Genomic DNA, 20191 nt, shown 5'->3' with positions numbered 1-20191 from the left:
TGAATCCCGCCGTCCATTTTTTGTATTTTTAGGTGTCCGCCCGGCGAAGTTGTGCGGGTGATGGCGGATAAAGCTGATTTTCACCCGATAGCCTCCGCGCGGTCGCGGTGTTTCGCGCCGAATCATTACCTACTCGCCTTTGTACCGAACCCTATTTTTGTACCAGCATGACAACCACTTCACCCAAACTAACTCATCAGAGCTCGATTCAGGCCGTTTTTGACGCGCAGCGCCGACACGCCCCTCACATGGCGCTCACTACCGCTAAAGAGCGGCTTGAGCGCATCGGCCGGATTCACCGCTGGATTCAGGACCACGAGGCCGACCTGATGCAGGCCATGCACGCTGATTTTCGGAAACCAGCGGCCGAGGCACTTCTGGGCGATTTGGGGGCGTTATACTACGAAATTCGGCACACGACCAAACATCTTTCGCGCTGGATGAAACCCCACCGGGTGCCGACGCCCCTCCCCCTGCTGGGTACCCGTGGCTATGTGCGCTACGAACCCAAAGGCAACGTGCTCATTATTGCTCCCTGGAATTATCCGTTTGGTTTGTGCATTAAACCGCTGGTTGCGGCTATCTCGACGGGCAATGTGGTCATGCTCAAACCCTCCGAAATGACGCCCAATACCACCCGCACCATCAAACGCATGGTGGAAGAGTTGTTTCCGCCCGAAGAGGTGGCCGTGTTTGAAGGCGATGCCGCTGTGGCGACTCAGTTGCTCGACCTGCCGTTTAACCACATTTTCTTTACGGGCAGCCCCGCCGTGGGCAAAATAGTGATGACGGCTGCGGCTAAACACCTGGCGTCGGTCACGCTGGAACTGGGGGGAAAATCACCTGTCATTGTCGACGAAACGGCCAACATCAAGGCGGCTGCCGAGCAGATTGCCTGGGGTAAGTATTTTAACAATGGCCAAACCTGTATCGCACCCGACTACCTGCTGGTGCATGAGTCGGTGAAAGAACCTTTTTTGCGAGCGTTTCGGGAGTCGGTGCAACGGATGTACAACCCGGCGGGACAACCAACGGAGCAATCAGAAAGCTACTGCCGGATTGTGAACAAAAACCATTTCGGGCGCGTCCGTCGGCTCATTGAGGATGCCGTACAAAAAGGGGCCACGGTCACATTGGGTGGTCAGCTCAATGAGGCCGACAACTTCATTGCCCCCACGGTGATTGAGGGCGTAACGGACCAGATGGCCCTGATGCAGGAAGAAATTTTTGGCCCCGTGCTGCCCGTAGTCCCGTACCAGACCGCCGACGAAGCTTTGCAGGTGATCAACAGCCGCGAAAAACCTCTGGCGCTTTACATCCAAAGCGGTAGTCGGCGCAACATCGACTATATCATGCAGCGCACATCGGCAGGCGACACCGTTATCAACGATCTCTTCTGGCAATTTGGGCACATGGACCTGCCGTTTGGTGGCGTAAACAACAGCGGCATTGGCAAGTCCAATGGGTTCTTTGGCTTTCAGGAGCTTTCGAATATGCGGGGGGTAATGAAGCGGGACTTTGGCACCGCCCGGTTCATTTATCCTCCTTACACGGACAAAATCGAAAAGCTGATCGGCTTCTTGGTAAAGAAACTGTAGGGCGTTGCCGAGATGTATTCTTGCGGGGATACTTTAGAGATGACATCTCTGCAAGTAGAGTACCCAAAACGGAGACCGCTCGAAGAGATGTCATCTCTAACGAGAGCCAAAACCGCTACTCGACTAACTTGGCCAGCTCGCTCAGTTTGAGCAGGGCTTCGATTGGCGTCAGGCGGTTGATATCGATGGTTTTAAGCTTTTCCTTGATCGCTTCCGAACGCGGATCACCCGACTCGATGATGCGTAGCGCCAGCTCCCGTTCCTGAGTGCCCGCTTCGCGAATAGCTTCCTTGTTGTCTTCGCGCTGATGCGAGGCTTCGAGCTGTTTCAGAATCTGCCCGGCCCGGCTCACTACCGAGGGCGGCATACCCGCCATTTGAGCCACGTGAATTCCGAACGAGTGCTCTGAGCCACCCTCTTTCAGTTTGCGGAGGAAAATCACCTTGTTGCCTACCTCTTTCACCGCCACGTTGAAGTTCCGAATGCGCGGGTTGTCGTTAGCCAGCTCGTTCAGTTCATGGTAGTGGGTAGCAAACAAGGTTTTGGGGCGGCAATTGGAGTGATTGTGCAGAAACTCAGCAATAGCCCAGGCAATGGACACACCATCGTAGGTACTCGTTCCCCGGCCGATTTCGTCCATCAGTACCAGACTACGCTCGCTCAGGTTATTCAAAATACTGGCCGTTTCGGTCATTTCGACCATGAACGTACTTTCGCCCCGCGAGAGGTTATCGGCGGCCCCTACACGGGTGAAAATCTTGTCGACCAACCCGATTTCAGCCGCCGATGCAGGCACGAAGCTCCCCGCCTGCGCCATGAGCACAATAAGAGCCACTTGCCGCAACAGAGCCGACTTACCCGCCATGTTAGGCCCGGTAATGATGATAATCTGCTGGGTTTCGTCGTCTAAATAAATATCATTCGGTACGTAGGGCTCACCGGGAGGCAGTTGCTGCTCAATCACCGCGTGCCGACCGTCTTTGATATTCAGGACTTTCGACTCGTTGATGGTCGGGCATACGTACTTGTTACGGAGTGCTACCCGCGCAAACGACGACAGCACGTCGAGCACCGAAATAACCCGCGCGTTCTGCTGAATAGCCCCGACGTATTCGCCCGCGGCCTGCACCAGCTCGTTATACATCCGAGCTTCAATGGCAAAAATCTGCTCCTCAGCGTTCAGAATCTTGTCTTCGTATTCTTTCAGCTCGGGCGTAATGTACCGCTCGGCATTCACCAGGGTCTGCTTCCGAATCCAGTCGGCCGGAACGCGGTCTTTGTGGGCATTGGTCACTTCGAGGTAGTAGCCGAACACCTTGTTATAGGCAATCTTGAGCGAGCCTATGCCAGTACGGGCAATTTCGCGCTCCTGCAACTGCACCAGATAATCCTTGCCGGTATAGGCTAAGGCGTGCAGGTGATCCAGCTCGGCATTCACCCCCGATTTAATCATTCCGCCCTGATTTGAGACCACCGGTGGGTCTTCGCGCAGTTCGGCCTCGATCCGGTCGACCAGAAAAGCCACCGGGTTCAGTTGATCGGCGTATTTTTTGAGCGAGGGCGAGTCAGGCTGCGCATTTAGGGCGTTGATCAACAGCTCTTTGATGGGCAGTATGTGCTGAAGCGACCGTTTCAGTTGCAGCATTTCGCGCGGGCTGATCCGGCGAACGGCGACCTTGGAGATCAACCGTTCGAGGTCGCCAATCTGTTTCAGGTGACCTACCAGTTGGTCGAGCAGTTCATCGTCGTCGTGCAACAGAGCCACCATGCTCAACCGCTCGTCGATGAGTGACTTTTCTTTGAGCGGGAGCATGAGCCACTTTCGCATGAGCCGGGCGCCCATGGGTGTCACCGACCCATCGAGAATCTGAATCAGCGGCACGCCCCCCTCCTGCTGAGCCGCCACCAGTTCGAGGTTACGAATGGTAAACCGGTCGAGCCACACGTATTTGTCTTCTTCCAGCCGGGTTATCCGGGTAATATGCTGAAGATCTTTGTGTTCGGTCTCGTTGAGGTAGTGCAGAATCACCCCGGCCGCAATGATGCCATCGGGCAGCCCCTCAATACCGAACCCTTTCAGCGAGGTAGTCTGGAAATGCTGTTTGAGGTAGTTGTACCCAAAATCGTAGGTAAAAGCCCAGTCTTCGAGGGTAAACGTATGAAATTTATCGCCGGAGGGCGAGTTGCCAAACAGGCTACCAAACTCCTGCCGGTTGCGTTTACAGTACAGCACCTCCGATGGATTGAAACTCTGCAACAGCTTATCGACATAGGCGGCATTGCCCTGAGCGGCCAGAAACTCCCCCGTCGAGATGTCCAGAAACGCCACCCCGAACTCATCCGCCCCTTTCCCAAAATGTACCGATGCCAGGTAGTTGTTCCGGCGGGTATCAAGCACGTTATCGTTAAACGAAACACCGGGCGTTACCAGTTCGGTTACGCCCCGTCGCACAATTCCCTTAGCCTGCGCCGGGTCTTCGAGCTGATCGCAGATGGCCACGCGCTCGCCCGCCCGCACGAGTTTGGGCAAATGCGTATCGAGCGAGTGATGCGGAAAGCCGGCCAGTTCTTCGTTGGCTCCACCGTTGTTCCGCTTGGTCAGGGTAATGCCCAGAATCTTACTGGCTTTGATGGCATCTTCGCCAAACGTCTCGTAAAAGTCGCCGACACGAAACAAAAGCAGCGCACCTGGATATTTCGCTTTTACCTGATTGTATTGCCGGTTGAGAGGAGTTTCTTTAGCTGGTTTGGCCTGTTTGGGAGCCGTGGCTGTCTTCACTAATGTAAGCGGGTAGTTTAAACAAATTTAGTAAAAATCGGGGAGAAACGGGCAAAAAACCCGCTCGTGCGTACCGGCTCAGCCACGCTTTGAGCCTCTTAAACCACCCCACTGCTTCACAATTCAAATGAATTTTATGACATTCTTTAGATATACATTTTTAACGGGTCCATTGCCTTGCTTTACACAATAATCTATATAGAACAAATAGCATAGCCGTTATCTCTATACGTTCAACTTAAACACACGTACGTATTGGTATGAAAAAAGTAATGAGTGCCGTGGCCACCCTTGGGCTGCTTTCGACCTTGTTCTACGCCTGTAATAATGCAGACGACGACAACAACACGACGCCGGTACCAGTCGCTTCGACGCCCCTGACGGCGACCATCAACAGTGCTGGCACATCGACCTCAGCTACGTCCGGCAGCTCAACAGCAACCGGTTCGTTTTCGGGCAATCTCAATCGGACAACCAACGTCATGAGTTACACCGTATCGTATTCGGGCCTGACCGCCACGGCCGTCACCCTCGACCCCGTAACAACGGGCACGGCGAGCGGCACGGCGGCCTACGCGAACAGCATCTTGCTGGCCGGTAGCTTCCCGAGTGTATCTACTCCCGGCAGTGGCACCAGCACAACACCGGGTAGCGGTACCAGCACCACGCCAGGTAGCGGCACAAGTACCACGCCCGGCAGTGGCACCAGCACAACACCGGGTAGCGGCACGAGTACCACACCAGGCAGCGGCACCAGCACAACCCCCGGTAGCGGTACGGCTGTAGCCATTACATCACCCCTGAGCGGAACGGTATCTGTATCAGCCAGCCGGGCCGACAGTCTCAGCCGGGGCCTGTACCGGATCAATATACGGACAACGACCACGCCAACCGGCGAAATCGGCGGCATTATCCGCACGCAATAAGCCAGAAAGCCAGAGGTTGTTTTAGAGAGCAACCCCGAGTTATACCCCGTCGGTCGCGACCTGCCCAGCTTTGGGGCAAGTCGCGACCGACGGGTTTTTGTTTGTCCAAAATCACCCATTCAGATTGCACATTCCCCGGCTGTTCGTTTCTTTGCCCCCTCCAAACGTGCCATCACCCGTACCCAACGTATGCGTAAACTCGCTCTCGACGAGCTTAATCGGCTCTCGGTTGATCAATTTAAAACCGTCCCTAAATTTCCGTACTGCCTTATTCTGGACGACATTCGCAGCCTCAACAACGTGGGCTCGGTCTTCCGAACGGCCGATGCCTTCCGGGCCGAAAAACTGTACCTCTGTGGTATCACGGGACAGCCACCCCACCGCGACATCACCAAAACGGCCCTGGGTGCCACCGAGTCGGTTGAGTGGATTTATGAACCTGACGTATTGGCGCTGTGCAGCCGGCTCCGGGCCGAAGGCTGGGCCGTTGTGGCTATTGAACAAGCCGAGGGAAGTACCTCACTGTCGGATTTTACCCCCACCCCGAACAAACGATATGCCTTTGTGTTTGGTAACGAGGTAACCGGTGTTGCCGATACCGTTGTCCAACAGGCCGACCTGGTGGTCGAAATCCCGCAGTTTGGCACGAAGCACTCACTCAATATTGCGGTTACAGCCGGTATTGTTTGCTGGGACTTCCTGCAAAAAACAACAAAAGCTTAACAGACTTTTCTTGCTTTACCGCACAAATCTGCTTGTATTTACCAGTTAGACATAATGCAGTTATAGAACTTAATAAAACCCTCATGAAAGCAGACAAGAAATCGCTGGCGAGCGACATCAAAAGCGCCATCGAACTGAAAATCAATGAAGTTGGCACCCAATCTAAAAAGGTGCAGAAGGCCGTTGATAAGGCAGCCGCGAAGTTGGCAAAGAAGCTGATAAAACTGGCGGATAAACTGACTAAAAACGCCGAGAAGGATCAGAAGAAGTCCGAAAAATCGGTAAAAAAAGCCGAAAAGAAAGCGAAAAAGGACGCCAAGAAGAACCAAAAGAACGAGGCTAAGGCGGCTAAAAATGCGCAACGAGCTCAGAACAAACGCGCCAAAGAACCTCAGCCCCTTGCCCTACCCCTACCTAAAGCTGACCCCGCAGCTGCCAAAACCAAACCGGCACCAACCCGGACGGCTAAGGCCCCGACTACCCGTGCCAAAACCACTCGCCAAACCACATCCGCCAAGGCAACAACCCAACCTGAAGCTACTGCTGAGGCAGCTCCTGTGGCCGCCGAATAATTAACTGGTTATTAAATACCTCTAACCCGCTTGCAAACCAGGCGGGTTTTTATTTACTTCAATTTCCATTTGATCAACTAGCCATACATCTACACCACCCCCTCAATTCACCTTCCTTAGTCTGAAAAACCTTAAAACAACACTTTAATCATCCGTGAACGGTCTCTTCAAAAAGCCTGCCACCGGTCATGAACACGCTAACGACACAAACTCTACACACACTTGTTCACGAGTTCCAGACACCTATCGCGGCTATTCGAATGGCTGCCGATGTGCTCGACTCGCCTATTACCCACAATAATCCGCAGCGCACCAACAAGTACGTGCAGATTATTCGTGAAGAGACCGACCGACTACAGCAACAGGTAGAGGTGATGCTCAGCTTAGCCCGGGCCGATCACCACGCCCTGTATATGTGCGTGGAACGACTCGACATTCATGAGCTGGTCCGGTCGGTAGCCCGACGGCATGGCTCGTACCTGCGCCTGAATCTGCTGGCCTCCCGTACGGAGTGCCTGGCCGATCGGTTGCACCTGACCAATGTCCTGTTCAACCTGATCGACAATGCGGTTAAATACAGTGAGGAGAATCTGGACATTTGCCTCACCACCACCTGTAACGAAGACGGTATTCGGGTTTCGATTTCGGATCGGGGTATTGGGATTCCGGCTGATTTGCAGGAGCAGATTTTTCAGCCTTTTTTCCGGGTCAATCTGGCCGACTCCCCCAGCGTTAAGGGCTTTGGGCTGGGGCTTAGCTACGTTCGTAAGATTATTGAGGCTCACGGCTGGCGTATTCAGCTTCGGAGCCAGGTTGGGCAGGGAAGCGAATTCTGTATTCACATTCCCTTCCCGGCTATGTTGACGCACCCGGTACCGCAACTGGTTTGCTACGAACGGGCATAAAAAAAGGACCGGTTGCCCGATCCTTTTTTCTTTCTACTTCTTCACTTTCATGACCCCGTTCATGATTCGCCAGTGGCCGGGGAACGTACAGACAAACGGATAGTCACCGGGTTGGTCGGGCGCTTTGAAGGTGACCCGCACGGTTTGGTTGGGGTTCACCAGCGTGGTAGCCGCCAATATATCCGACGACTCGGGTACGTAATTCTTCTCGGCACCGTCTTTGGCCGTAATCATGGCGTCGGCCAGTTTCCCGATCCGCTCCATTGACTTTGGCTTCACCACCACCAGGTTGTGCTGCATGGCATCCGGGTTTTCCAGAATAATCACAACGGGTTTACCCGCCGTTACTTCGAACGTTTTCTTGTCGAAACGCATCTCTTCCCGAATCGTTTTGATCCGTACAACCTGCGCATTGGGGTCGAGGTCGGCGTTGGCATCACGCATACCCCAGGCTTCGAGCAGCCGGTTCAGGCGCGGGCGGGCGTCGGCGGGCAGGCGGTTGTCCAGACCGGCCAACAAACCCTGAGCTGCAGCCGATGGCTTCACTTTCGCCCGGTAATCGTACCCATCGGCTAAGCCTTTCACTAGAGCATTGGCATCATCGGCTTCGAGCGAAGCGGCCTGGGTCAGCATCGCTACTACCGAATCGGGAGCAGCCGTTGAGGCATACGCACGGGCGGTACGTTCGAGCGCTACGGTCCGCATACGCGCCGGAGCCCGGAACGTAAGTGTCGTGCGGAATTCGTTATTTTTCCGGTCGCTGTCACCCAGTGTATTTTCCTTGTCAATGCTCACCGCAAAAGTATAGTCACCTGCCTGTTCGGCCGTGAGCCAGAGGTCGCCCACCCACGGACCGTTGTTGGTCCGGCGAATGGCTACCGTTTCGCCCGGCTGAATCCCGTCGACGTGCGTACGGCTAACGTAATCTACTTTCTGAGCAGCTGGCCCACCACCTTTGCTTTCAAACCGAATCGTAAGGGGTACAGGCGTTCCTTTCGGCACAGCCACGCTGCCCTGATTAGTTACGTAGATCGTGGTGCGGGCCCCTTCGCGCACAAACGGCTGAAGCGGTTCGGTAGCCACGCGCGTCACCACCAGATCAGGACCATTGGTCGTTTTCACCTCGGTCCGCGCCGTGGGGCTTCCGGCCTGGCTGCCCGCGTTCGGGCCACCCTGATGCATGGTGCTGTGATCGTGGTGCATGGCCCCTGAGCCGTTTCCGGCCGGAGCCGCCTGTGCGGTTTTAATTGAACCCAGCCACTGACGCATCAGTCGGCCTTTATCCCGGTTGAGGGCAACGGCAAAGGCATCGGGCAACCACCGGTCGTTGTTGGCATCGGTTTGCCGGAGCCGGGCCAGCACAGCCTCATCGATAGTTGGTGAAGCCGGAGCCTCTCCCAACGCCAGCAGGCTGTTGAGTACCACGAGCGGTTCGGCATCGTAAAGGGCTTTCTGAGCCAGCAGCATGGTTACGCCCTCTTCTGTGCGGGGCATCACCTGAACGGCTGTTTTCCGAACACCTGCACACGGGTGTTTCAGAGCCGTAGTCAGATCAGACGGTTTGATTGCACCAAGTCCGTGCAGCGTCCAGAGGGCGTGTACAGCCGGGGCATTGATTCCGATTTCGTCTACGCTCGGGTCGTTGGCGATGGCCAGCAACTGGGGCACTACATCGCGCTGCCCGCGCTCAACCAGCAGCCGTTGGGCTTTCATCCGCCAGAACTGATTGTCGTTTTTGAGAGCAGCCAACAACGTAGCCGGGTCATTTTTGTCTAGTCGGGGCGCTACGTACGTCGGGGCTTTCTTATAACCTACGCGGTAGATACGGCCGTGCGTAAAATCACGCAGGTCGGTTTCGTAGGCGTTTCCTTTACCGTTTTCAAAGCCCTGCGGTGTCGGGTTGTGCTGAATGATAAAGCTGTACCAATCGGCTACCCAAACGGCACCATCGGGACCCACCTGAGCAAATACTGGCGAGAACCATTCGTCGGCACCGGCCATCAGGTTAAAGCCGATACCCTGCGTGCCTTCGCGGTCTTCGTAGTCCGTACCGTTCTTTTCGAGCACGTTCTGGTGAACAATGTGGCCCGTTGGTTCCGACACAAACGCAACCTTGTTCCAGTACGCTTTGGGGAACGCCCGCGCGGTGTACAGGTTGTGCCCGGCCGCGGCCGTGAAGCCCCCAAAGACGTCGACCTGCCGAACGCGGTCGGTAATAGGCTTCATGTCCTTGTGCGTATCGGTGCTCCGGCTGCCGTTCATGACGTTGGGGCGCGACTTGTAGGCTGCATTCGGAATGGCCATGTACCAGCCGTGTGCGTTGTTGGCCGTGCTACCAAATACGTCGCCGGTTTCGTTGAAGCCCAGCCCCCAGGTATTGTTGGAGGTGTTGGTCATGTATTCGAGCGCCGAGCCATCGGGACGAAACCGGAAAAAGCCCTGTCCGAACTGCAGCGAATCAGCACTACCCACCTTACCCTTGAAGCCTGAGTAGCCTACACTCCCCCAGATCCAGTTGTCGAACCCATAATGGAGGTTGCTGGGGCCAGCGTGCGTATCGAACGTACCAAAGCCCGTGAACAGAATCTTCTTCTCATCGACTTTATCGTCGCCGTTGGTATCACGCAGGAACAGCATGTGCGGAGCCTGCGACACCACCAGACCGCCGTTGGCCCAGACCATCCCGGTCGGAATGCTCAACCCTTCGGCGTAGTTAGTAAACTTATCAGCCTTACCATCGTTGTTAGTGTCTTCACAGATCACGATGTAGTCAGAGCCCCCCTCAGGCTTACGCTCGTTGGGGTAGTCTTTCGTGATAAGCACGTACAGCCGACCACGGTCGTCCCAGGTCATGGCAATGGGGTGCATCACATTGGGTTCGTGGGCAAACAGATCGAGCGTAAAGTCGACCGGTACCTGAATATGCTTCAGCGACTCCTCGGGTGAGAGGGCTCGCTGCTTCATCTGAGGACCAGGACGTTTTTCGTAGTTCGGCAGTTTAGCCTCGTCGTAGGCGAAGGCCTGGGGTTTCAGATCGTCGTGCAACTTCTTCACCCGATCGCCCACCGACCACAGAATCCCCCGCTCCAGCAGTTGCATGAATCCGGGCTGACTCCAGGTACGCTCGTCGTGCCCATAGGCCGTGTAGAATACCCGCCCTTTGCCGTACGTACGGGTCCAGGTGTACGGTTCTTCTTTCTGGTTGGGCCGGCCGGCGTCGGCGAGGTCTTTGAACTGATCCGCTTTTACCTCACGTACAGCCAACACATTGTTGTCGGGCTGCAGGTGGCTATGCAGATACGTCTCGTCAAATGCTTTGAACGACTGCAGACCCATTACCAGGGCATCGTTGGGCTGGGTAAACCGGGTCTGAATGGTATCCATCCGGTGCCGCCAGAATTGCCCACCCACCACTTTATCGACGTACTCGGGCGAGTTTCGGAAGCAGAACGATGCACAATGCACCGGAATCAGGCCTTTGCCCGAAGACACGAAGTCGAGCAAGGCCCGCTCCTGTGGTTTCGGGATGCTATCCCAGTTAGCAAAAATGAGCATCCCGTCGTACTTGGCCAGATTTTCCGGGTTGAGGTCTTCCAGCCGGTCGGTGTACGTAATGTTTATCCCCCGGTTGCCGAGGGCAGCCATCAGTTGCGGCACCCGTTCAACAGGCCGATGGTGCCCGTTGTCGCCCAAAAACAAGATTTCCGTCCGGCGCGGTTTGGTATCGGCTGGCGCCCCAACGACGGTGTTCTGCTGCGTTCCCGTATCGCGCAAGGTGGCTGAGGGGGTACGCGTACAGTGAGAAAAGAGCAGAGTTGCTCCCAGTAGCCAAACTTTGTTCATACTGATGTTTTATTAAAACTCCGGCAGTCGAATCAACTCTCCGCCTTTCAGCGCCGACTCGTGCGCCAGAATCCCGACGCTCGTCCAGTTGGCCGACTGGGCTGCGTTGGGGAACGGATCGCGGTCTTCGCTCAGGGCCGTCAGAAACTCATGCACCATGTGTGGGTGCGAGCCGCCATGGCCGCCCCCCTGCGTAAACGACAGGTGCTGGCTGTCGTCGGCATCGTACACGCCCTTGGTCGTGAACCGCTGAATGGGTTCGGGCAACAGGTGGGCGTAATCAGGAACTGTTACTTTTTCGGGGATTTCAGGCTCCGGTTTTTTCGCCGTGTGAATCACCGGCTGCTCATCTTCAATCAGCTGCCATTCAAACGACTTCTTGTCGCCGTACACCTCGAAACTCTCCCGGTACTGACGGGCCACGTCGAACAACGACCGGTACACGTAAGCCGACAGATCGCTGTTGCGGAACTTGATATGCGCCGACTCGACCGCAAACGGTGAGTTATGGATCTTAGCCAGTTCTTCACGGATGGTTCCTGAGCCAAAGCACGATACGTACTCGGCTTCCAGTTTAAGCAGCCCCGCCACCGGACCCACGCAGTGCGTAGCGTAGTGCATGGGAGGCAAACCAGGCCAGTAATCGGGCCAGCCGTCCATATCCTGCTGGTGCGAAGCTTTCAGAAACTGAACTTTACCCAGCTCGCCTTTTTCGTACAGTTCTTTGACGAACAGAAATTCGCGGGCATACACAACGGTCTCCATCATCATGTACTTCTTGCCCGTTTCGCGAACCGTCCGGACAATCTCGGCGCACTCCTCCACGGTGGTCGCCATAGGCACTGTACAGGCTACGTGCTTACCCGCCCGGAGGGCTTTGAGGCTTTGCTCAGCATGATTTGGAATGGGCGAATTGATGTGTACGGCATCCACGTCCGGGTCGGCCAACAGCTCGTCGTAGCTCGAATACCGCTTTTCAACGCCAAACTCGTCGCCAATCTTGTTTAGATTCTCGACGTTACGCTGGCAAATGGCGTACATGTTGGCGAGCGGATGCCGCTGGTAGATAGGGATAAATTCGGCCCCGAACCCGAGACCTACAATAGCGATGTTGAATTTCATTGGGTAAAAGGAAAAGAAAAACAAAAGGGCTTTCAGTAATTGAGCCCAATACGCTCAATTACTTATACATGAATGAATAATGTATAATGAACCGTAATGAATAATGTATAATGATTGGCTCTACTGATACCAGCTTGAGTTCATTATTCATCCTACACTGTACATTGTCCATTAAATTCTGACTCAATACGTACACTACGCTTCTATAACCTGACTATCGGGAATTTCGGTAATTGGCTGAGCCTCTTCGAGCATTTGCCGGAGGTACACAAACCCCTCGGCTGCCAGTTGCTCTGCTGAGGCAAACATCGGGCGGAATATGTGCGTAGCGGCAGCCAGTTCGGGCGGATTAGGCCCAAAGGCTTCAATGGCGATGGGGCCTGAGTACCCTACTTCGGCGAGAGTGTTAAACACCTGCTCGAACCGGATTTGGCCCTGCCCCGGCGTCGACCGGTCATTTTCAGAGATTTGTACGTGCACAAGGTACGGGGCCAGTGTTCGGATGGCATCGGCCACGTTTTTCTCCTCAATGTTGGCATGAAACGTATCAAACGCAGCCCGGCAGTACGGATGGTCAACGGCCTTGACATAGCGCACCACATCATCGGCGCAGGTGAGCAGGTACGTCTCGAACCGGTTGAGCGATTCGATGGCCAGTACCACCCCTTTCGTTTGGGCATAATCGGCAACCTGCCGCATACTTTCTACTGACCACTGCCACTCATCGGCGGTGGCAGGCCGACCGGCAAACGTTTTGAAGCCCGCAAAAAGCGGCCCCATCAGAATAGTGGAACCAGCTGCTGCCGAACAATCAACCACGTGTTTCAGGTACTCAACACCAGCCTGCCGCACCGTCTCGTCGGGGCTGAGGAGCGTCAGTTCGGGTGGCAGCAACGAACACGTCTGAACATCCAGTCCGAGAGCAGCGGCCTGCTGACCCAGCTGTGTCCACTTGGCCAGGTCTGCCGCCCGGTCATCGGTACCGCCCACGGGCATTTCGACAAACTCAAAGCCGGTTTCTTTCAGATACCGGAGCGTTTCCGCCATATCTTCGTCCATCGACATGGTCCAGACGAAGAGGTTCATCCCCAATTTATTCATAGAGTACCTTTCTAAATTACCACAAATCTACATAGTAAATCGGCGGGTTGCCCTGCTTTTATTACCCAATACCGACTGTATTTTACCTTCACTTTACTCAATAGACTAAAATTTAAGCCTAAAATCTGGAAGTCGTTATGAAACAAGCCCTCCGCAAAGACCTTGAGCCGGTCGCCGAATCGTTTGCGGTTCACGAGCTCACCGAACCACACTTCGACCCTAACTGGCACTTTCATCCGCATTATCAGCTCTTTCTGGTCGAAAAGGGCACGGGCACCCGATTTATCGGCGACTCAATCCGGCCTTTTGCCGAGGGCGACTTCGTCATGCTTGGTCCCAACCTACCTCACCTGTGGCGCAGCGATAAACCCTATTTTGAGCGCGACAGTGGCCTCCAGACGCACGGCATTGTAGTGTATTTCACCGAAAATTTTCTGGGTGATACCTTCTTCGCCCAGCGCGAAATGGGATTACTTCGGCAACTGCTCGAAAACGCCCGCCGGGGGCTGGAGTGGCTTTCGCCCACCCGCGACCGCGCCATTGAGCTGCTTCGCCGGGTGCAACAAACCGAACCGGGTTTCGAGCGGGTGTTGGCTTTGCTGAACCTGCTCCACGAGCTCTCGCGGACGTCGGACTACCAGTTTATTACCAGCCTGGGGTACACCAACACCGTAAAACCCTCCGAAACCGACCGCATTCAGGTGGTACACGACTATGTAATGAGCCATTTCCACGACCATATTTGCCTCGACACCGTTGCCGATCTGGCGGGTATGACCCCCTCTGCTTTTTGCCGGTATTTTAAAATCCGGGCCAACAAAACGTTTTCCAATTTTGTGGCCGAGGTACGGGTAGGCCATGCCTGTAAGCTGCTGATGGACGGCTCAATGAGCGTAACCCAAATCAGTTACGAAAGCGGTTACCGAACACTTTCTAACTTCAACCGACAGTTTAAAGAAGTGACGGGCAAAACACCCTCAACCTACGTGCGTACCTACCGGGCCTTGTAACGACCGATACAACCCCGCTTCTGCCAACTCAATGCCCTGTAATACAGAAAGCCGACAACCCCATTGCGGAGCTGTCGGCTTTCGTTTAATCAGGCGATTAGCCCGAAACTAAGTACTCAGACTGAATTAAATGTATAATGAACAACGTAAAATGTACAATTAAACGACTGGTTGTGAGTAGGTAATTCAATTATGCATTTTACATTGTTCATTCACTTATGCCCGCTTAACCAGCTTTTAAGGCTTCGGTTGAGCGTCCGGGGCTTGCCCCCAATGGCGGCACTCGGCCCCCGACCCGAAGCTCCAGTGGCCTCGACCGTCGAGATGGTTATGTCCCACCAGAGCAAGCAAACTACCCAGCGTGAGGGCAGCCGTCAGAAAAACAACGATTGGATTGATACGGCGTTGCATGGCGATCGAGATTAGAGGTTGGTGGTTTCGGCTGATTGGGTGTACGGAGCCTGACGCCCCCAATGCCCGCAGCGTTGTTGTTTGAACGCATTATATTCTTCGTCGCTCATCTGCCGAATGCGGTCGGCAAAGGCGAAACCCCGTTGCCCGAACCCTCGACCGGATTTACCAAACGCCCAGGGCCCTCGGCGCGGGCCACGCACCAGCCGAAAAAAGGCGCCCATCAGCAGAAAGAAAATAGCCAGCCGCAACAAAAAGAACGGCAGCATAAACAAAGCCGCGCCCAAAAGCAGACCGGCCAAAATGGATTTCAAAATTAGGTTCATCGTCTTGTCAGAACGCGGATTTACAAACGTTCTGAAGAGGATGACGGACTCACCGGGAAAATACTTTACCGGTTTGAGACTTTTTTTTCAAAAACGGCAAAAACCGCGCAAACTGGCGCACAACGGGACTTTGCCCTTCAGGAGTGATGACGTTTGCGCCATTCGGCTTTAAACGTTTCGCGTTCTTCCTCGCTCATCGACCGCCATTTTTCGCGCCACGGTGGCCCACCCCACCCCGGCCGGTTGCCGGGGCGACCAAACCGCATTCCGCCGAACAGGATTCGCGACAGGACCAGTAGACCCATGGCCTGCCAATACGTGACCGGCCGCAGGGGGGCCACTGCCACGAGCACCGTATTCCAGAGCCAGTACACCAGACCGGTTACCGCCAGCAGGATCGGCACGAGCATGAGAGGAAAAAGAAACCGTCGTCGGGGAAAGCGTTTCATGATGTCAGAGCGAACCAAGTTCGTTATACAGATTTTGGAGCCGCTTGCGCAGGTGCTGCACGGCATAGCGTTTGCGCGAGATGATCGTTTTCAGACTCTCGCCGGTCTGATCGGCAATAGCCTGTAAAGTACGGTCTTCCAGCTCGTTCTGAACAAACACCGTCCGTTGATTATCAGGAAGTTCGTCTAAGGCAGCCATCAGTTCATTCCAGAACAGGTCTTTGAAGTACGCATCTTCGGGCGTCTGTGGGTCGGCCAGCAGAATCTCGCGAAAGCCCAACAGCCCACCCTCTTCGTCATCCGAAGCCAGATCGGAAAAGCTTTCTTCAGGCCGTCGGCGGTACAGATCGGTAATGCGGTTGCGCGCCACCTGATACAGCCAGCCGCTCATACTCTCGATGGTGTCCAGATCGACTACCTTACTCAACTGATACCAAACGTCCTGCAACACATCGTCGGCATCATAGCTCGATCGCACCCGCCCACGAATAAACTGCGACAGCCGGTTACCGTACTGCTTTACCGTCGAAAGAATGGTTCGTTTGGGTGGGTCGGCCATGAACACGGCGGGTTTACAGGATTACAACAGCTTACCAGGCACTCACCACGGGCAGGGCTTCGCCCTCGGCAAAGGTCGTTTGGTCGGCCGGGAGTTCCAGAAACGCGTCGGCACCGGTCAGGTTGGTAAAATCACCCGAACCCGAACCCGGTAGCGGGTGAGCCAGCAATCGGCCATCGGGCGCGTATTGGAGTCGTACGGGCAGGAAGTACGTGAGGGCGGGCCGAAACACAAACAGTTCGGCCAGTTGGGCGTACATAGGGCGGGGCGCGGTTTGCCCCATAGCCGCCCGCAGGTACGGCAACACGTATTTATAGGTGCACATCACCGTCGAAACCGGGTTGCCGGGCAAACCAAATACCACTTGCTTATTACCCTCGGTGGTTCCGAACCAGAGTGGCTTACCGGGGCGCTGCTCCACTTTATGAAAATGGCATTGTACCCCCAGCTCGGTCAGGGTAGCCGGTACAAAATCGGCCTTCCCCGCCGACACCCCTCCGCTTAAAATGAACACATCGTTATGCTCCAGCAGGTTCTGAAGCCCAATTTTGAGTACCTCACGGTCGTCGGGCAGGTGATGGAGCATCGCCCGGACCCCCAACGCCCGCAAAGCCGCCCGAATCATGTAAATGTTGGAATGCCGAATCTGATGTGGCGCGGGGGTTTCGTCGACGCCCACGAGTTCGTCGCCCGTGGCAATAATGGCCACCCGGGGCAGGGTGGCCACCGACACCTTCGACGCCCCGACCGAGGCCGCTACGGCCACATCGACCGACCGAAACAATGTCCCCTCCCGAAGCAAAACATCCCCCGCGGGTCGGTCGTTGCCCTGGGGGTGGATGTTTTGCCCGGCCTGCACCTCCGCTACCTGAACGGTCGCGATCCCCTCCTCAATCTGCACATCCTCGTAGCGCACTACCGTATCGGTGCCGAGGGGCAGCACAGCTCCGGTCATTACTTCCAGGCAGCCTGTCGGGTCGGTAAGTGTGCTGGCGGGCTGCCCGGCAAACTGCGACCCCAACACCCGAAACTGACGCGCCCCACCGGCAAAGGCTTCGTACCGAAACGCGATCCCGTCCATAGTCACCCGGTTGAACGGCGGCACGTCGCGGTCGGCAGTCAGGGGTTGGCGCAGCACGCGGCCAACGGCTTCTTCAAGCGTGACCATCTGGTCGGGTAAGGCGAGCAAATGAGTTTGCGTAATACGGACGGCGTCGTGCACAGAAAGCATACGAATTGGTTCTTGGTTGGAGACAAAAACAAAGGAAAGAGGAAAAACGCAAATCCCGACCGGCCCGCCCCGAAAATTGGATGGTCGGCTATCTAGGAGTTTTCCCGGTTGCCCCCTTCTGCCTACTTTTACCCCATGAACGAATTTACACACCTCGACCCACAAGGCAACCCGGCCATGGTCGACGTTGGCGCGAAGGCCGTCACGCACCGCATGGCCCACGCCCGCAGCCTTGTCCGACTGCCCGACGCCGTAGTCGCGCAGTTTGCCCATGCCGATATTCAGACCAAGAAAGGCCCGGTTTTCCAGACGGCTATCATTGCCGGTACTATGGCCACCAAACGAACCGATGAACTGATTCCGCTTTGTCATTCGCTCGGCCTCGACGGCTGCCGACTGACCATCGAACTACAGGGCAACGATGCGGTAGTCGACTGTACCGTTACGACCGAAGGCAAAACGGGCGTTGAGATGGAAGCCCTTGTTGGAGCCTCGGTGGCGGCTCTGACCATTTATGATATGTGCAAGGCGCTCTCGCATGATATTGTCATTGCGGAGACCAAACTGATGGCCAAAGCGGGCGGCAAGCGCGATTTCAGGCGGAGCTGACGGGCACTTGCCTAACAACCGGGCGGCCCGGCGGGTTACAGAAAGCATGAATAGACTACAACGTATGGCTTTTCTGGCCGGGTCGGTGATGGCCGGTTTCTCGGCATCGGCCCAAACGAACCCAGCGCCCGCTCCGTCTCCTCAGCTACAGGAGTTTAGCCGGGGCCGGGTGGCGCACCAACGTACGCTGGAGCTCACCCTGGGCTCATACGCGCTCGCCAACATCGCCTTAGGGGCGTTGGCCGCCGGACGCGAGCGTACTGAAGCTCACTATTTCCACCGGATGAACGTGTACTGGAACCTCGTCAATCTGGGCATTGCCGGACTAGGTTTGCTGGGATCGCGCAAGGCAGACCCGACAACTGAAACGCTTTCGGAGGCCGTTCGGCGGCACCAAAGCATGAAGCAAACGTTGCTGTTCAACGCGGGGCTCGATGTTGCCTACATGGCCGGCGGGGCCTACCTGATCGAACGGGGACGCCATAATGCCGACAAGCGCGATCAGCTGACGGGCTTCGGGAAATCGGTGATCGTGCAGGGTGGATTTCTGCTGGTATTCGACCTGGTCAATTACGCCTTGTTTAAAAAGCGGGGCGACCGGCAACAGGATGCCTTGCTTGGCCGCACCAGCGACGGTGTTGGGCTAGTGATTCCGCTGCGGTAGAAACTGGCCGGACAAAACGGCCTCATCGGTGAACTTATGCCCCGAGACGGCCGTTCTGCGATAATTTACTAATCTGAACTGACCCCATGGCGCATCAATTACCCGCTTTTCAACCGTTTGTCGACTCGGTAATCTCAGCTATTCAAGCTGACCCTAATGCGTTGGGGCTGGCGGTGGGTGGCTCCTGGATTTCGGGCGATATGGACGCCTACTCCGACCTCGATCTGGTGCTGGTTACGGCGACACCCATTGCCCCCGACCTCCGGCAGATGCGCGCCTATGCCGCCCGGTTTGGTACCATGCTGGCCTCGTTTCGGGGCGACCATGTGGGTGAGCCCCGGCTGCTGATTGCCTTGTTTGCCGATCCACTGTTGCACGTCGATGTGAAGTTTGTATTACCCAACGAGTTGCACGAGCGCGTTGAAGACCCGGTTATTTTGTGGGAGCGCGACGGTATTCTGACCTCGGCTTTTGGCCAATCGGTGGCTCAGTACCCGCCCTTTGATTTTCAGGCCACTGAAGACCGATTCTGGATCTGGATGCATTACGCAGCCCTCAAAATTGGCCGGGGTGAGTTTTTCGAAGCCATGGATTTTCTTTCTTTTGTTCGTAACATGGTGCTTGGACCTATGTTACACCTAAAGCAGGGCAACTTACCTCGGGGCGTCCGGCGGGTTGAATCAAGCCTACCCGCTGCTGACCTCGCGGCACTCCGGCAAACGGTCGCTACACCTGAGCGGGGGTCGCTCCTGACGAGTACGCAGGCGGTGATCGATTTGTACGAAACCCTCCGCGACGCGCTGGCCCCCGCCGGTATTGTACGCAGTCCGGCCGCCGAAAAGGCCCTGAAAAACTATATCGCTGCTATTTGACAACCTCTTATGAACGACGAATATTTCATGCGGGAAGCCATTCGGCTCGCTCGCGAAGGCATGAACACCGGTAAGGGCGGTCCATTCGGCTGTATTATTGTAAAAGACGGTCAGATTGTGGGCCGAGGCAGCAACGAGGTTACCTCGACCAATGACCCAACGGCTCATGCGGAAGTAGTGGCCATCCGGGATGCCTGCCGAAATCTGAACACCTTTCAGCTGGACGGCTGTACGCTGTATGCCTCCTGCGAACCCTGCCCTATGTGTCTGGGTGCTATTTACTGGGCCCGGCCCGAGCGCATTGTGTACGGGGCTTTTCACTCCGACGCGGCCGGGGCGGGTTTCGATGACCAGTTCATTTACGAGGAAATCGACAAGCCCCGCGAACAACGCAGCATTCCGATGAGTCAGGCCCTGCGCGACGAAGCCAACACCGTATTCGACGAATGGAGAGCCAAGACGGATAAAACGAAGTATTAATTCAAGGAGAA

The 20191-nt window shown here is 55.6% G+C and carries 19 protein-coding genes; 10 read left to right on the top strand and 9 right to left on the bottom strand.

The annotated features are described in order from the left end of the window. Window positions 1-167 precede the first annotated feature (167 nt). Window positions 168-1598 carry an aldehyde dehydrogenase family protein gene (locus tag RUDLU_RS0123535; protein WP_019990902.1) on the top strand — a complete coding sequence of 477 codons (1431 nt, stop codon included), beginning with the start codon at window positions 168-170 and terminating at the stop codon, window positions 1596-1598. 115 nt (window positions 1599-1713) lie between these two features. Here RUDLU_RS0123535 and mutS read toward each other — a convergent pair whose 3' ends face one another. Continuing rightward, window positions 1714-4377 (bottom strand): DNA mismatch repair protein MutS, encoded by a 2664-nt coding sequence (gene mutS, locus RUDLU_RS0123530; protein ID WP_019990901.1) that lies wholly within the window; start codon window positions 4375-4377, stop codon window positions 1714-1716. A 260-nt stretch (window positions 4378-4637) separates the two neighbouring features. On the opposite strand from mutS, the gene RUDLU_RS30320 reads away from it, so the two are divergent. The 4 genes from RUDLU_RS30320 to RUDLU_RS28045 all read left to right on the top strand — a co-directional run bounded on the left by RUDLU_RS30320 (window position 4638) and on the right by RUDLU_RS28045 (window position 7503). After that, on the top strand, window positions 4638-5303 hold the full coding sequence (locus tag RUDLU_RS30320; protein WP_019990900.1) for a hypothetical protein: 666 nt from the start codon (window positions 4638-4640) through the stop codon (window positions 5301-5303). A 189-nt stretch (window positions 5304-5492) separates the two neighbouring features. Beyond that, window positions 5493-6026: an RNA methyltransferase gene (locus tag RUDLU_RS0123520; RefSeq protein ID WP_019990899.1), complete on the top strand. Its 534-nt coding sequence runs from the start codon at window positions 5493-5495 to the stop codon at window positions 6024-6026. Beyond that, entirely contained in the window at window positions 5990-6598 is a 609-nt protein-coding gene (locus RUDLU_RS0123515; protein WP_245581709.1) for a hypothetical protein, read from the top strand. The genes RUDLU_RS0123520 and RUDLU_RS0123515 overlap by 37 nt, the downstream gene beginning before the upstream one ends. Before the next feature lie 188 nt (window positions 6599-6786). Beyond that, window positions 6787-7503, top strand: a complete 717-nt coding sequence (locus tag RUDLU_RS28045; protein WP_044129672.1) for a sensor histidine kinase — start codon at window positions 6787-6789, stop codon at window positions 7501-7503. A 33-nt stretch (window positions 7504-7536) separates the two neighbouring features. On the opposite strand, the gene RUDLU_RS0123505 is transcribed toward RUDLU_RS28045, so the two are convergent. From RUDLU_RS0123505 to RUDLU_RS28040, 3 genes are all read right to left on the bottom strand, one after another. Further along, on the bottom strand, window positions 7537-11346 hold the full coding sequence (locus tag RUDLU_RS0123505) for a PVC-type heme-binding CxxCH protein (RefSeq protein WP_019990896.1): 3810 nt from the start codon (window positions 11344-11346) through the stop codon (window positions 7537-7539). 12 nt (window positions 11347-11358) lie between these two features. Then, complete coding sequence (locus RUDLU_RS0123500) at window positions 11359-12468, bottom strand: Gfo/Idh/MocA family protein (RefSeq protein WP_019990895.1); 1110 nt, start codon at window positions 12466-12468, stop codon at window positions 11359-11361. A 195-nt stretch (window positions 12469-12663) separates the two neighbouring features. After that, the gene (locus RUDLU_RS28040) at window positions 12664-13569 is read right to left on the bottom strand and encodes a sugar phosphate isomerase/epimerase family protein (RefSeq protein ID WP_044129671.1); all 906 of its coding nucleotides are present in this window, start codon (window positions 13567-13569) and stop codon (window positions 12664-12666) included. Window positions 13570-13706: 137 nt separating this feature from the next. Between RUDLU_RS28040 and RUDLU_RS0123490 the strand changes: the two genes are divergently transcribed. After that, complete coding sequence (locus tag RUDLU_RS0123490; RefSeq protein ID WP_019990893.1) at window positions 13707-14579, top strand: AraC family transcriptional regulator; 873 nt, start codon at window positions 13707-13709, stop codon at window positions 14577-14579. 237 nt (window positions 14580-14816) lie between these two features. Here the strand turns inward: RUDLU_RS0123490 and RUDLU_RS29775 are convergent, their stop codons facing one another. The 5 genes from RUDLU_RS29775 to RUDLU_RS0123465 form a co-directional block, all read right to left on the bottom strand. Further along, on the bottom strand, window positions 14817-14990 hold the full coding sequence (locus RUDLU_RS29775) for a hypothetical protein (RefSeq protein ID WP_157580369.1): 174 nt from the start codon (window positions 14988-14990) through the stop codon (window positions 14817-14819). Window positions 14991-15001: 11 nt separating this feature from the next. Beyond that, the gene (locus RUDLU_RS28035; protein ID WP_211220224.1) at window positions 15002-15304 is read right to left on the bottom strand and encodes a hypothetical protein; all 303 of its coding nucleotides are present in this window, start codon (window positions 15302-15304) and stop codon (window positions 15002-15004) included. Window positions 15305-15453: 149 nt separating this feature from the next. After that, window positions 15454-15765 carry a hypothetical protein gene (locus tag RUDLU_RS0123475; RefSeq protein WP_027303332.1) on the bottom strand — a complete coding sequence of 104 codons (312 nt, stop codon included), beginning with the start codon at window positions 15763-15765 and terminating at the stop codon, window positions 15454-15456. 4 nt (window positions 15766-15769) lie between these two features. After that, the gene (locus RUDLU_RS0123470; protein WP_019990889.1) at window positions 15770-16324 is read right to left on the bottom strand and encodes an RNA polymerase sigma factor; all 555 of its coding nucleotides are present in this window, start codon (window positions 16322-16324) and stop codon (window positions 15770-15772) included. Window positions 16325-16355: 31 nt separating this feature from the next. After that, window positions 16356-17555, bottom strand: a complete 1200-nt coding sequence (locus tag RUDLU_RS0123465; protein WP_019990888.1) for a molybdopterin molybdotransferase MoeA — start codon at window positions 17553-17555, stop codon at window positions 16356-16358. Between the two features lie 135 nt (window positions 17556-17690). Here RUDLU_RS0123465 and moaC point away from each other — a divergent pair, with 135 nt between their 5' ends. The 4 genes from moaC to RUDLU_RS0123445 all read left to right on the top strand — a co-directional run bounded on the left by moaC (window position 17691) and on the right by RUDLU_RS0123445 (window position 20180). Then, a complete protein-coding gene (gene moaC, locus RUDLU_RS0123460) occupies window positions 17691-18164 on the top strand; it encodes a cyclic pyranopterin monophosphate synthase MoaC (protein ID WP_019990887.1) in 474 nt (157 codons plus the stop codon). A 46-nt stretch (window positions 18165-18210) separates the two neighbouring features. Next, window positions 18211-18828 (top strand): DUF6992 family protein, encoded by a 618-nt coding sequence (locus RUDLU_RS0123455; protein WP_027303331.1) that lies wholly within the window; start codon window positions 18211-18213, stop codon window positions 18826-18828. Window positions 18829-18914: 86 nt separating this feature from the next. Continuing rightward, window positions 18915-19700: an aminoglycoside 6-adenylyltransferase gene (locus tag RUDLU_RS0123450; protein WP_019990885.1), complete on the top strand. Its 786-nt coding sequence runs from the start codon at window positions 18915-18917 to the stop codon at window positions 19698-19700. Between the two features lie 9 nt (window positions 19701-19709). Further along, entirely contained in the window at window positions 19710-20180 is a 471-nt protein-coding gene (locus RUDLU_RS0123445; RefSeq protein ID WP_019990884.1) for a nucleoside deaminase, read from the top strand. Window positions 20181-20191: the final 11 nt, after the last annotated feature.

This window comes from Rudanella lutea DSM 19387 (assembly GCF_000383955.1).
Lineage (GTDB): Bacteria > Bacteroidota > Bacteroidia > Cytophagales > Spirosomataceae > Rudanella > Rudanella lutea.
The sequence above is the reverse complement of the archived record's forward strand: the minus strand, read 5'-3'. Positions and strand labels throughout refer to the sequence as shown.